We start from the raw sequence: 13,717 nt of genomic DNA, 5'->3' as shown, positions 1-13,717 counted from the left end.
TTCGACTTCGCTGCGCTCGCTCAGGATGACGTGAACTGCGCTGTGCTCAGGATGACAGGAAGAGCGACTCAGCCGCGCACCAGGGCGGTGAGCTGGCCCAGGCTCAGTTCGAAGCTCGCCCCGCGCAGTTCGTGGCCGGGCTGGTCCGGCGTGTGCTCCATGGCCGACCGCACGAACTCGCCGGCGATCCGTGCCGACTCGGCCAGCCCGCGTCCCGCCATCACCGCGCCGCACAGGGCCGAGGCGAACACGTCGCCGGTGCCGGGCGCCATGAACGGCATGCGACGGTGCTCGATGCGGACGCACGCTTCGGCGCCCGTCTCCGCGCCGGCCACATAGTTGCGGATCAGCCCGTCTCCGCGGTCCACGCCCTTGAGCACCACATGCCGGGCGCCCAACGCGAGCAGCGCGCTGAGCCAGTCGGTCACCTCGCCGTCGGAGAGGTTCTGGCCGGGGTAGTCGCGACCGGTGAGGATAGCGGCTTCGGTGAGGTTGGGCAGTAGGATGTCCGCGCCGGATGCGAGCCGGCCCATCGCACGGCACATGTCCTGCGTGTACGTGGGGTAGATCTCGCCATTGTCGCCCATGACCGGATCGACCACCTTCAGCGCGCGCGGATAGTCGCGCCACAGCCGTTCGATCACCGCCACCTGAGCGGCGCTGCCCAGAAAGCCGGAATAGACGGCGTCCAGATCCACGCCCTCGCTCTTCCATGCATCCAGATAGCCGTCGAGCATGGCGGTGGTGTCGTGGAAGGTGTAGACGGGGAACAGCGTGTGCGCGGAGAACAGGGCAGTGGGAACCGGGCAGGCGTTGCACCCGGCGGCGGACAGGATCGCGATCGCGGCGGTCAGCGAGCAGGTGCCGTAGCCGCACATGTCGTGCACGGCGGCCACGCGCGGGATGTAGCGCGGATCGCGGTCATACAGCTTCACATCGAGGGTCATGGTTCACGACTCTAGCGACACGCCGGACCAATCCGGGCCATCGTGTTCATGAAATCTTCACAAATCGGGGTGTTGGTGCTTGCGGCGGTGTTTCGATTGCAAAAAATGGACGTTCGGCCGCAATCGTCGAATGAACTGAATATGCATCTGTTCGATCGTTTGCGATTCCGCTGCCCGGCGATCTCCCAAGGACGGTTCGATCGGCCCAAACCGTTGGCATCATGCGGAATCCGGGAGGGTTGGCGACGGCGCGAACCCGTAGCATATGCACTGAATGATCAGGCCTCGGGACGCAATGGCCGCCGGGGCGACCCAACCATCGATACGAAGGGATCGGCAATGGCTGAAAACAGGGCGGAACTCAACAGGAATCTGGCGCAGATGCTCAAGGGCGGCGTCATCATGGACGTCACCACGCCCGATCAGGCGCGCGTGGCCGAGGATGCCGGCGCCTGCGCGGTGATGGCGCTCGAGCGCATCCCGGCGGACATCCGCGCGGCCGGCGGCGTCTCCCGCATGAGCGATCCGGCCATGATCCGCGGCATTCAGGAGGCTGTCTCCATCCCGGTCATGGCCAAGGTGCGCATCGGCCACATCGCCGAGGCGCGCATCCTGCAGGCCATCGACATCGACTACATCGACGAGTCCGAGGTGCTCTCCCCGGCCGACGACGTCTACCACATCGACAAGCGCCAGTTCGACGTGCCGTTCGTGTGCGGCGCCAAGAACCTGGGCGAGGCCCTGCGCCGCATCGCCGAGGGCGCGGCCATGATCCGCACCAAGGGCGAGCCCGGCACCGGCGATGTGATCCAGGCCGTGCGCCACATGCGCACCATGAACAAGCAGATCCGCGAGCTCGTGGGTCTGCGCGACGACGAGGTCTACGAGGCGGCCAAGCAGCTCGCCGTGCCCTACGATCTGGCCAAGTACGTGCACGACAACGGCCGTCTGCCCGTGGTCAACTTCGCCGCCGGCGGCGTGGCCACCCCCGCCGACGCCGCCCTGATGATGGAGCTTGGCGCCGAGGGCGTGTTCGTGGGCTCCGGCATCTTCAAGTCCGGTGACCCGGCCAAGCGCGCCGCCGCGATCGTGCAGGCCACCGCCAACTGGCGCGACGCCGATCTGCTGGCCCGCCTGTCCGCCAACCTGGGCGAGGCGATGGTCGGCATCAACGAGGACGAGATCCAGACCATCATGGCCGCCCGCGGGGAGTGACCCATGGTCGTCGCCGTCGAATACATCTCCAAGGAGGAGTCCGAGGACGTCGAGGACGCTCGCCACGGCGTGACCGGCATCCTGGCCGTGCAGGGCGCGTTCGCCGAGCATGCTGCGATGCTGGACCGTCTGGGCGCGCCGTGGAAGCTACTGCGCGCCGCGGAGGACTTCGATGATTCGATCGACCGGGTGATCCTGCCCGGCGGCGAATCCACCACGCAGGGCAAGCTGCTGCGCTCCACCGGCCTGTTCGATCCGATCGCCGCGCACATCGCCGCCGGCAAGCCCGTGTTCGGCACCTGCGCCGGCATGATCCTGCTGGCCTCCAAGCTGGATAACGATCCGAACGTGTACTTCGGCGCGCTCGACGCCGTGGTCCGCCGCAACGCCTACGGACGCCAGCTGGGCAGCTTCGACGGCACCGGCTCGTTCGGGGACATCGCCGACTTCCCGCTCGTGTTCATCCGCGGGCCGTATGTGGTCTCCGTGGGGCCGGACGCCACCGTGGAGACCACCGTGGACGGCCATCCGGTGGGATTGCGGCAGGGCAACATCATCGCCACCGCGTTCCATCCGGAGCTGACCGCCGACACGCGCATCCACGAGCTCTTCCTGGGTCTGTAGCCGCGCCCCATGCGGCATCATGCAGAATCGTTCCAACCTGCGCCCGCACAATCGCAGGTTGGAACGATTCTGCATGTAGGGGCCTCAAACGGGGTTCCAATCTGCGGATTCGTTCCAGTCTGCGAAAATCGGGGCGCAGGTTGGAACGATTCGGCGAGCAGTGTCGCGATCGGCGTGTCGCGCAGTTTCCGACGATGGAAACCGGATTTGCGATGGTTCCTTAGCCCTACTGCCATTTGGGATTTTAAGGGGTTATAGATAACTCGGATAGCGTCCGGCTTGCGCCACGCCGGACCGCCGCCGTAGGGTCATAACCATCACCTCGCCAACCGCCTCACGGCCGGCGGGTGGCGAACACAGAAGCGTCCAACAAAGGAGCCCATCATGGCAGAAGCCAACAAGAAGTACCGTTTCGAGACCCTGCAGCTGCACGTCGGTCAGGAGCACGCCGATCCGGCCACCGATTCCCGCGCGGTCCCGATCTACGCGACCACCTCCTACGTCTTCCACAACTTCGACCATGCCGAGGCGCGCTTCGGCCTCGCCGACCCGGGCAACATCTACGGCCGTCTGACCAACTCCACCCAGGGCGTGTTCGAGGACCGCATCGCCGCCCTCGAAGGCGGCACCGCCGGCATCGCGGTGGCCTCCGGCGCCGCGGCCGTGGAGTACGCGGTGCGCAACATCACCCAGTCCGGCGACCACATCGTCTCCTCCAAGAACATCTACGGCGGCACCTTCAACCTGCTCAAGCACACCCTGCCGCGCGACGGCATCACCACCACCTTCGTCGACCCGGAGGTCCCGCAGAACTTCGAGGACGCCATCCAGGAGAACACCAAGCTGGTCTACTTCGAGACCTTCGGCAACCCGAACGCCGATCTGCCGGACTTCGAGGCCATCTCCGAGATCGCCCACCGCCACCACCTGCCGGTCGTGGTGGACAACACCTTCGCCACCCCGTACCTGTTCCGCCCGCTTGAGCACGGCGCGGACGTGGTGGTCGAGTCCGCCACCAAGTTCATCGGCGGCCACGGCACCACGCTGGGCGGCGTCGTCGTCGAGGGCGGCAAGTTCAACTGGGCCGAGGTGCCGGGCAAGTTCCCGACCCTCACCGAGCCGGATCCGTCCTACCACGGCCTCAACTTCTACGAGGCGCTGGGCGGCGCGGCCTTCGTGACCCGCATCCGCGCCATCCTGCTGCGCGACACTGGTGCCACCCTGTCCCCGTTCGCGGCCTTCCTGCTGCTGCAGGGCACCGAGACCCTGTCCCTGCGCGTCGAGCGCCACGTCCAGAACGCCCTCAAGGTGGTCGAGTACCTGCAGACCGTGCCGGAGGTCGAGTCCGTGTCCCACCCGTCCATCCCGGGCCGCCGCGACCACGCCCTCTACGAGAAGTACTTCCCGAACGGCGCCGGCTCCATCTTCACCTTCGACATCAAGGGCGGCAAGGATGCGGCGCGCGTCTTCATCGACAACCTGCACCTGTTCAGCCTGCTGGCCAACGTGGCCGACGTGAAGTCCCTGGTCATCCACCCGGCCTCCACGACCCACTCCCAGGAGACCGTCGAGGAACTCGAGGATCAGGGCATCCACCAGGGAACCATCCGCCTGTCCATCGGCACGGAGAACATTGAGGATATCCTCGACGATCTCAAGGGCGGTTTCGAGGCCGTGCGTGCCTCCGGTCTGGCCAAGTGAGTCCGGCGAGAAAACTGAACTCGGTCTGAAATGACCGCGGCTTCCGGGTCCCGACTGCCGGCGGGAATTCGGAGGCTGTCCGGGGCCATTGGCATCCGGACGGACGGCCCCGCGTTTCATGCGACGCGGGGCCGTCCTGTTGTTGGGGATGCGCCCTGTCATCCCCGAGCTGCGCCCGTCATCCTGAGCGAAGTCGAAGGATCGTTGGCCATTGCGCATTAAGTCATTGGTGCGCAAGATTAAGGATCCTTCGCTGCGCTCAGGATGACGGTGAGAGGCTCCGCTCAGGATGACGGGGGGCTGCGCTCAGGATGACGGGGGCTCCGCTCAGGATAACGTGAGTGTTGCTCATATTTTGATTTATTGAATATAAACAGCGCTGTAAATATTCAAATTGCGCTATATTTATGTTGTAATTCCCATGAATTGAAAGAATGAGAGAGGGTATTCATGGCTGTCAATACATCGGACAACACATCGGGCAACGCGTCCGCCGGCGTGGGGAAGGCGCTCAACGCCTCCACCATCCCGCTGATCGCCATCATGACCGCGGTGACCACTGTAGTCACCATGTTCGTCAAAATCCCCACGCCCACGCGCGGCTACCTCAACTTGTCCGACGCGATGATCTTCTTCGCGTCCTACGCCTTCGGCCCGTGGGTCGGCGGCATTGTGGGTGGTCTCGGCCCGGCGCTGGGTGATCTGATCTCCGGCTACCCGCAGTGGGCCATCTTCACGTTCGTGATCGACGGCGTGCAGGCCGTCATCGTGGGCGCCGCCGTGCGCAAATTCAAGGCGCTCGACATCATCCTGTGGTCCGTGGTGGCCGGCGTGTGGAAGGTGTTCGGCTACTTCATCGCCGGCGGCATCCTTTCCGGATGGGGCCCGGCGCTGGGCGAGGTGCCCGGCAATTCCATTCAGGCCGCAGTAGGCCTGGTGATCGGCATCGCCCTGTTCTCCGCCGTGCGCAAGGCGTATCCGCCGCTGGTCCGTCTGGGCAATCTGGGTGTCAAGGCCGGCGAGTGAATCGCAATACGTCCTTCGGGGCGCAGACCGCGTCCCGATCCGCTGAGCCCCCGAGCCGCGCGCTGATCGCGGTCCGGGGGCTCGGTTGGCATTACGCGCCGGTCATCGACGGCGGCAGGCCGATCCTTGGACTCGCGGACGTGAGTTTCAAGGTGCATGAGGGCGAATTCGTGGGTGTGGTCGGCCCGACCGGGGCCGGCAAATCGACGCTGTGCATGGCCTTGACCGGCGTGATCCCCGAACTGGCCGATGGCAGCATGGACGGGGAGGTGGCCGTGGCCGGCATGCGCACCGGCCGGACCTCCGTGGCCGATCTGTCCGCCCGCGTGGGCTATGTGCAGCAGGATCCGGAGTCGCAGCTGTTCTGCGCCACCGTGGAGGACGAGATCGCCTTCCCGCTGGAAAACCGGGGCATGGATCCGGCAGCGATGAACCGGCGGATCGATGGGCTGCTGCGCCTTGTGGGATTGGACGGGATGCGTGACCGTGCGCCATCGAGCCTGTCCGGCGGGCAGATGCAGCGCGTGGCCATCGCCGCCGCGCTCGCGGGCGATCCGGACATTCTGGTGATGGACGAGCCCACGGCCGCGCTGGACCCGGATGGCCGGCGTGAGGTGTTCGCCGCGTTGGATCGCATCCGTGACGAGCGTGCGCGGGCCGGCTGCCACCTTACCGTGGTGCTGGCCGAGCAGGATACCAATCATCTGGCCGCGTGGGCAGATCGTCTGCTGGTGCTGGAGAACGGCCGGTTGGTCCGCGACACGGATCCCGGGGAGTTCGCCCGTGAGCCGGAGCTGTTCGAGCGGCTCGGCGTCGCCCTGCCCGCGCCCGAACCGGATATCCGCGTGATCGGGGAATCGGACGGGCGGGATGGGGGAACGAAGCCAGCCGATGCCACCATCGTCGCCGATCATCTGACCCATCGCTATGGCGTGGGCGATCCGGACGCTCCGGCCGCGTTGGACGATGTGACCGTGGCGATTCCGCGCGGCGCGTTCGTGGGGCTGATCGGCGCGAACGGATCGGGCAAGACCACCTTCGCCCGCCACCTCAACGGACTGCTCAAACCCACATCGGGCCGTGTGATCGTGGACGGTCTGGACACGCACGGCCAATCCGTGGGCCGGCTCGCCCGGCATGTGGGCTACGTGTTCCAGAATCCCGACCATCAGATCTTCTGTGCCTCCACGCGTGAGGAGATCGCCTTCGGGGCGCGTGCGCTCGGACGCGCACCCAAGGAGGTGAACGAGGCCGTGGACCGCATGCTGAAGCTGTTCGATCTGGCCGACAAGGCCGATGTTTCGCCCGCCACGCTGGGCTATGGCGATCGCCGGTCGGTCGCGCTGGCCTCCGTGCTGGCGCAGGGGACCGACGTGCTCGTGCTCGACGAGCCGACCGCGGGGCTCGATCGCAGGCGCGGCGATCGTCTGCTCGCCGCGGTGGACGGGCTCAACCGCGCGGGTGTGACGGTGGTGATGATCAGCCATGACATGCGGGCCGTGGCGGAACACTGCACGCACGTGATGCGTCTGGACCATGGACGGCTTGCGCAATGGGGGAGGATCGACCATGGATGCTGATCTGTACGTGCCCGGCGACGGATGGCTGCATCGGGCCGACCCCCGCGTCAAATTCGCGCTGAGCCTTTCGCTGCTGGTGCTGTGCCTGGTGTGGCGCACGCCCGCGATCATCCTCGCCGCGCTTATCGCGGAGCACGTGATGCTCGTTTCGGACCGTGTGCCGTGGGAGAGGATCGCATGGGTGTGGAAGGCGCTTGCGGCCATCATGGTGCTGATCGTGGTGCTGTGGCCCATCTTCGACCCGTCCGGAACCCATGAGATCTGGCGTTGGGGATGGCTGCGGATCACCCGCGAGAATCTGGTCATGGCCGCCGTGATGGGCCTGCGGATCCCCGCACTCGGCTTCGCGTGCTTCCTCACGCTGTTCACCACTAGTCAGGCCAAACTGATACGCGGACTGACACGGCTCGGCATGCCGTACCGCGCCGGTCTCACGCTCGCCACGTCCTTGCGGTACATTCCCGTGTTCTTCCGCATCTTCCAGTCGGTGGTGGATGCGCAGCGCGCCCGCGGACTCGACTTGGAGGGCCGTTCGTTCCTCGCCCGCGCCCGCGCCTATCTGCCTGTGATCGTGGCCGTGCTCATCCGCGCCTATCGCATGAGCCAGTCGGTCGGTTGGGCCATGGCCTCGCGTGGTCTGGGCATGAGGTTGTCCGGGGGCGTGCGTCGCACCTCGCGCGTGGAGATCCGCATGCGCGGCGCCGATTGGGCGATGCTCGCGGCGATCGTGCTCGTCACGGCCGTGCTGATTGCCGTCACCGCGCTGGGAATGCTGGGATGACAAGGGGCTCTGGGATGACAAGGAATGCTGGGGTGAGCGGGAAAGCCGAGATGACCGAGGACGGAGGTTGAATCATGGTGCAGACGGGCAACAGTGCGGGTGCACAGTCCACGGGCGTCGATGCCACTGATCTGCGGATCGTGGCGGCCCTGCAGCGCGACGGTCGCATGCCGTTCGCCGCGCTCGCCGATCGCATGGGCACGTCGATCTACACTGCAACCGAACGCTACCGGCGGCTCGTGGATGCGGGGATCATGCGTGTGGTGCCCGTGGCCAATCCGCTCGCCTTCGACAATTACCGTCAGGTGCTGGTGGGTCTGCGCGTGAGCGGCAGCCGCGATGAGGTGATCGCCCGACTTAAGGCCATGCGCGAGGTGACCTACGTGGTGTGCGCGTTGGGGGACGCCGACGTGATCGCGGAGGCCGTGGCCCACTCCAACGCGGCGATGGACCGGTTCCTCAAGCGCGATCTGCGCGAACTGCCCGGATTGGAGCGCATTCAGGTGTTCTCCTGCGGACGATTGGTGCTCGACGACCATAACGTGGGCGTGCTGGGACGTCTGCTGCGGGTCGCCGACGGCGATGCGGATCCTGCAGGCGTCTCGGAGACCGTCTCCGTGATGGGCAAGCGCGAGGCGAATGTGGGTGCGGACGTGCCGGTGACCGCGCTCGATCCGCGTCTGGCCGAAACGTTCAACGCGCTGCAGGAGGATGGACGTGCCAGCTGCCAGGCCGTGGGGGAGCGGTTGGGCGTGACGCACACTGCCATCCGCGCGCGCATCCGGCGCATGGAGGAGGCGGGGCTGATGCGCATCATGGCCACTGTGAGCCCCATGCGGCTCGGCGGGTTCCGCCAGGCGTTCGTGGGCCTGTCCGTCCGGCCGCCGCATGTGCTGGACGAGGACGCGCTGATCGACGTGCCCGAGGTGACATATGTGATGAGCGGCGTGGGGTTGGGCGGCGCCGATTATCTGATCGAAATGGTCGCGGATGATGACGGGGCCCTCTGGCGGGCCGTGGACGGATCGTTGCGCGCGATGCCCGGCGTGGAGCAGATGTGGTGGGCGACCACGGTGAGCGTGGAGAAGGAATCGTATTGGCTGTAGCTTCCGTCGTTCTGGGCTGGCGCAGCCGGACGCTGAAGGGCGACTGTGCGGACTGGATGGTGCGGACTGGATGGTGCGAACTGGGCAGATTGGGACGTTGGTTTTGCAAACTAGGCAGGCCGGTACTTTTAGGAGCCGATTTTGGGTCCCAGAAGCCCGGATCTGCCCAGTTTGCAGCCCGTGGAGGTGCGGATTCGGGTTGGCGGGCGTCACGGGGTGCGAAGGGTGCGTCACGGGGAGCGAATGGCGTCACGGGGCGCGATCGCGCCGCGTGACGGGGTTTGGGAGGGCTTGCGGCAGTAGGGCTCCGGGATGGCGTCACAGGGAGCGGCCGCACCCGGTGACGCGCCTCGCGCCCGGTGACGGTGGGTTCGCGCCCGGTGACGGGGAGGACGGTTTGCTTCGTCAGCCTGAGGCAGCCCGTTAGGGCGAAGTCGAAGGATCCTTGGCATTGTGCACAAAGTTAAGGATCCTTCGACTCCGGCTTCGCCTTCGCTCAGGATGACGGGGCTGTCCGCTTCACGGCTCAGTGCTCAGGATGACGGCGGGAGAGAGCTCAGGGTGGTGCGTGACACCAGACATCCGGCATCATCCTCAAGGATGAGGAACGTTGGGCTGGGGTGCCCGATTTTCATCCCGACGCATCATGTTGGTCGCGCCTACGGTTTCGTAGTCTGAACATCGGATCGGGGAATGATCCCCGGATGAACGAATGAGAGGAACGCGAAATGAACGAGACCGCGAATGCAGCCAACCCGTTGGGCGATCATGTGCAGGTGACGGTGGCCATGCCCCCGCAGACGAGCCTGCCCCCGCAGCCGCCCGTGCCGCCGCAACCGCAGGCCGCCGGCCCCGCCGAGCATGTGGCCTATCCGAATGCCCCTGTGGCGATCGAGGCGATCGAACTGGTGAAGGACTACGGTTCCGGCGACGCGGCCGTGCATGCGCTGCGCGGCGTGAACGTGCGCTTCGAGCAGGGCAAATTCACCGCGATCATGGGCCCCTCCGGCTCCGGCAAGTCCACGCTCATGCACACGCTCGCCGGCCTTGACGCGGCCACGAGCGGGCGCATCATGTTCGGCGGCAAGGATCTGACGCGCATGAACGACAACGAGCTCACCCTGCTGCGCCGCCACCGGATCGGCTTCATCTTCCAGAGCTTCAACCTGCTGCCCATGTTCACCGCCGAGCAGAACATCCTCATGCCCCTCACACTCGCCGGTGCCAAGCCGGACCGCGCCTGGTTCGACATGCTCGCCGCCACGCTGGGGCTCACGGACCGCCTGAGCCACCGGCCCAACGAGTTGTCCGGCGGCCAGCAGCAGCGCGTGGCCATCGCCCGCGCCCTGGTGACCAAGCCGGATCTGGTGTTCGCCGACGAGCCGACCGGCAATCTCGACTCCGTGTCCAGCGCCGAGGTGCTGGGCTTCCTCAAGCGCTCCGTGAAGGAGCTTGGCCAGACGATCATCATGGTCACGCACGACGCGGTGGCCGCCTCGTACGCCGACCGCGCGATCGTGTTCGCCGACGGACGGATCGTGGCCGACGTGGACCGGCCTGATGCCGACATCATGAACCGGCTGCTCATGGCCGAACGCGAGCGTGCCACCAGGACCGTCGGATCTGTGCGTCGCGCGGCCCACCGCGCCTGAATCGCGGCATCGGAAACGATACGGAAGGAAGAACGACACCCATGTGGCAGGTAACCCTCAAACTCATGCGCAACAGCCTGAAGATGCTCATTCCCGCGGGCATTGCGATCGTGATCGGCACGGCGTTCATCGCCAGCACGTTCCTCTTCGGCAACGCCCTCGACGCCTCGTTCCGCAGCATGGCGTCCGCGGGATTCGGCGGCGCGAACTATGTGGCCTCGTACAGCTCGAACGGATCGAACAGCGCTTCCGACGACTCGGCGTCCGACGGGGCGACGGCGAGCGCCAAACTGGGCGATCTGAAGCTCGACGCCATCCGCAAGGTGAACGGCGTCAACGGCGTGCGGCCCGAGCTGAGCACGTCGGTGAACCTGACGAACGGGCAGAAGCACTCCGGCACCGTGGCCAGCCCTGTGTACCAGCCGGAAAGTCTGATGGTGCAAAAGCTCACGGAAGGATCCTGGCCGGCGAATGACGGGCAGATCACCCTGTCCAAGCCCATCGCGGACCGACTTGGTGCGGGAATCGGAGACACGATCGACGTGGCGTCCAACTCGCCCTCGCCCGCGCCCGGACGAACCAACCAGACCGTCAGGCTCACCATCGTCGGATTCGCCGATGATGACTACAACGCCTATTACGGCGGTTCGGCGGTCGTCTCCGAGGCGACGTTCAACACGCTGCAGGTGAATTATCCGAGTGCGGACCAGATCAGTGTGTATGCCCTGTATCTGGACATCGCCGCACCCGCCGGTTCCGTGGATCAGGACGTGCTGGATCAGGTCAACGCCCTGCTGCCCAAGGGGTACGAGGCCATCTCCAAAACCCAGTACGAGGACCAATCCCTGAATGACATGGGCGCCGATGACGGCACCAGCGTGATCACGCAGTTCCTGCTCGTCTTCGGCATTCTCGCCCTACTGGTGGCCGCGCTCGTGATCGCCAACACGTTCCAGGTGATGGTGGCCCAGCGCCGGCGCACGCTCGCCCTGCTGCGCACGATCGGCGCGAAGAAGGGACAGCTGTACGTCTCCGTGATCTTCGAGGCGGCCATGCTGGGGTTGGTTTCCTCGCTGATCGGCATCGCGGTGGCCGTGGGCTTGGTCGGCGCGATGTCCGCGGGCGGGATTGCACTCGCAGGCATCCGATTCACGCTTTCGGTCACGTGGCCGGTGATCGTGGTGCCGATGGCGTTCGGCGTGGCGATGACGATCCTCGCGTCCCTGTCCTCCGCGCGCACCGCTACCAGCGTGACGCCTCTGGAGGCATTGCAGCCGCTTGAGATCAGCCAGGAGAAGAAGTCCGGTGCCGCCCGGCTCGTGCTGAGCCTGATGATGATGGCGATCGGCGTGGTCGTGGCCGCGTTCGCCGTCTGGCAGGCGTGGCGGTACCTGCATGGCCGGAGCTCGATCATGAGCGCGCAGTTCAGCATGGTGCTGCTCGCCTCGATCGGTGCGGCAGGCCTGTTCTTCGTGGGGCTGTTGCTGTCCGCCGTGCGTTGGATGCCCGCCCTGCTTAAGGGCGTGGGTGCGCTTGTCTCGCACTGCGGGCCGAGCGCCACGATAGCCGCAGCCAATATCCAGAAGAATCGCCGGCGCGTGGCCGCCACGGGTGCGGCGCTGCTGATCGGCGTCACGCTCGTCAGCTGTCTCGGCACCGGAGCGGCATGCGCCAAGCTCTCCCTCGCCAGGGCGCTCGACATGCGCTACAGCGTGGACATGCAGATCTCCGGCGGGTCCGGGGCCGTGATCGATCAGGCCTTGCTGGACAAGGTCAAGGCGGTTTCCGGCGTGGAAGACGCGCGGTTCGTCCGTGTGCTGGACGCCGGCTACGGCAGCGACCCGAAGGCGGACGGCACTCGGACCATGAGCCTGTACGGCATTTCCGCGGCCGACGCGAAGGCCGTCATGAACGCCGACTACACGGCTGACGTGATCGCCGATGGAACCGTGGTGCTGCCCGAGAAGCATCTGAGCCCCGACATGGACATCACCGACGGCATGGACCTCAAGGTGCTGCCCTTCAGCCTCTCCTCGGACGGTTCGATGACTGACGCGGACCATGCCAGCGCGCTCAAGGTGACGATCAGCGACTTCCGACGAGTCGGTGCGAACTATCAGCTCTTCGGACTTGTCTCGCCCGGCACGTTCGACAAACTGCAGGAATCGCTTGCCAAGGGCGTCTCCCTGATGGACTCGGATTCCGCGGCGGGCTCGGCCGGTGTGGCTGGCACGGCTGGCACGGCCAGCTTGGCCGGAACAGCCGGCTCGTCGGGCGGCGTGCGCTACCAGATCTGGGCCAAGGTCGATCCGAACGCGGTGCCCGTCGATCTGCTCAACGCCGTCCAGGATGCGGTGAGCGACGATCCGAACGTGAATGTGGCCGGCGCCTTCGCCGAACGCGCGGTGTGGGATCGGAACGTCAACATGGTGCTCATGGTCATGGTGGGGCTGCTTGCGGTGGCCGTGTTGATCGCCCTGATCGGCGTGGCCAACACACTGAGCCTGTCCGTGATCGAACGCACGCGCGAATCCGCCACGCTGCGGGCCATCGGCATGACCCGCGGACAGCTGAGGCGCTCGCTGGCCGTGGAGGCATTGCTCATCTCGCTCGGCTCCGGCGTGGTGGGCGTGATCGTGGGCAATCTGTTCGCCTGGCTCGGCTCCTATGTGATGTTCAGCCAGTTCGATCAGGTGCGGCTCACCGTCGACTGGGGCATGACCGGCATCATTCTGGCCGTGGCGGCCGTCTCCGCCCTGCTCGCCAGCGTGTTCCCGGCACGGAGGGCGGTGCGCACGCCGCCGGTCGAGGCTCTGGCCGAGGCCTAGCGGCCTCGCCTTCGCCTCGACCGGCGGCCGTCGCCGCCTTGGCGGCGGCTCCCCTCACCTACGGGAAGCCCGCTGGGCTTCCCGCTTGACGGTTCGGCTGGTCGAGGCTCTGGCGGAGGCCTAATCTTCTCTCGTCATCCTGAGCAGAGCGAAGCGGCGTCGAAGGATCCTTAACTGTATACACGAGGTCAAGGATCCTTCGACTCCGCCCTTTGGTGTCCGGCTGTGCCGGACCGTCGCCGCCTTGGCGGCGGCTC

General features: G+C 66.2%; 10 protein-coding genes. 9 read left to right on the top strand and 1 reads right to left on the bottom strand.

What is annotated here, in order from left to right; all coding sequences use genetic code 11:
• Positions 1–68: 68 nt before the first annotated feature.
• On the bottom strand, positions 69–947 hold the full coding sequence (locus EMO90_RS03675) for a bifunctional hydroxymethylpyrimidine kinase/phosphomethylpyrimidine kinase (RefSeq protein WP_150353132.1): 879 nt from the start codon (positions 945–947) through the stop codon (positions 69–71).
• 339 nt (positions 948–1,286) lie between these two features.
• On the opposite strand from EMO90_RS03675, the gene pdxS reads away from it, so the two are divergent.
• The 9 genes from pdxS to EMO90_RS03630 all read left to right on the top strand — a co-directional run bounded on the left by pdxS (position 1,287) and on the right by EMO90_RS03630 (position 13,460).
• Positions 1,287–2,162, top strand: coding sequence for a pyridoxal 5'-phosphate synthase lyase subunit PdxS (gene pdxS / locus EMO90_RS03670; protein WP_150353131.1), 876 nt, complete (start codon positions 1,287–1,289; stop codon positions 2,160–2,162).
• Positions 2,163–2,165: 3 nt separating this feature from the next.
• A complete protein-coding gene (gene pdxT / locus EMO90_RS03665) occupies positions 2,166–2,786 on the top strand; it encodes a pyridoxal 5'-phosphate synthase glutaminase subunit PdxT (RefSeq protein ID WP_150353130.1) in 621 nt (206 codons plus the stop codon).
• Positions 2,787–3,170: 384 nt separating this feature from the next.
• Positions 3,171–4,487 carry an O-acetylhomoserine aminocarboxypropyltransferase/cysteine synthase family protein gene (locus EMO90_RS03660; RefSeq protein ID WP_150353129.1) on the top strand — a complete coding sequence of 439 codons (1,317 nt, stop codon included), beginning with the start codon at positions 3,171–3,173 and terminating at the stop codon, positions 4,485–4,487.
• Between the two features lie 450 nt (positions 4,488–4,937).
• The gene (locus tag EMO90_RS03655) at positions 4,938–5,513 is read left to right on the top strand and encodes an ECF transporter S component (protein ID WP_150353128.1); all 576 of its coding nucleotides are present in this window, start codon (positions 4,938–4,940) and stop codon (positions 5,511–5,513) included.
• Positions 5,510–7,093 (top strand): ABC transporter ATP-binding protein, encoded by a 1,584-nt coding sequence (locus tag EMO90_RS03650; protein WP_223849644.1) that lies wholly within the window; start codon positions 5,510–5,512, stop codon positions 7,091–7,093. The genes EMO90_RS03655 and EMO90_RS03650 overlap by 4 nt, the downstream gene beginning before the upstream one ends.
• A complete protein-coding gene (locus tag EMO90_RS03645; RefSeq protein WP_150353127.1) occupies positions 7,083–7,874 on the top strand; it encodes an energy-coupling factor transporter transmembrane component T family protein in 792 nt (263 codons plus the stop codon). The genes EMO90_RS03650 and EMO90_RS03645 overlap by 11 nt, the downstream gene beginning before the upstream one ends.
• Positions 7,875–7,948: 74 nt before the next feature.
• Positions 7,949–8,980: an Lrp/AsnC family transcriptional regulator gene (locus tag EMO90_RS03640; RefSeq protein WP_150353126.1), complete on the top strand. Its 1,032-nt coding sequence runs from the start codon at positions 7,949–7,951 to the stop codon at positions 8,978–8,980.
• Between the two features lie 728 nt (positions 8,981–9,708).
• The gene (locus EMO90_RS03635; RefSeq protein WP_223849643.1) at positions 9,709–10,632 is read left to right on the top strand and encodes an ABC transporter ATP-binding protein; all 924 of its coding nucleotides are present in this window, start codon (positions 9,709–9,711) and stop codon (positions 10,630–10,632) included.
• 41 nt (positions 10,633–10,673) lie between these two features.
• Entirely contained in the window at positions 10,674–13,460 is a 2,787-nt protein-coding gene (locus tag EMO90_RS03630; protein ID WP_150353125.1) for an ABC transporter permease, read from the top strand.
• The last annotated feature ends 257 nt before the right edge of the window (positions 13,461–13,717 follow it).

The organism is Bifidobacterium vespertilionis (assembly GCF_008698145.1).
Taxonomy (GTDB): domain Bacteria; phylum Actinomycetota; class Actinomycetes; order Actinomycetales; family Bifidobacteriaceae; genus Bifidobacterium; species Bifidobacterium vespertilionis.
Note: the sequence above shows the minus strand (reverse complement) of the source record. Positions and strands in the feature narration are given on the sequence as shown.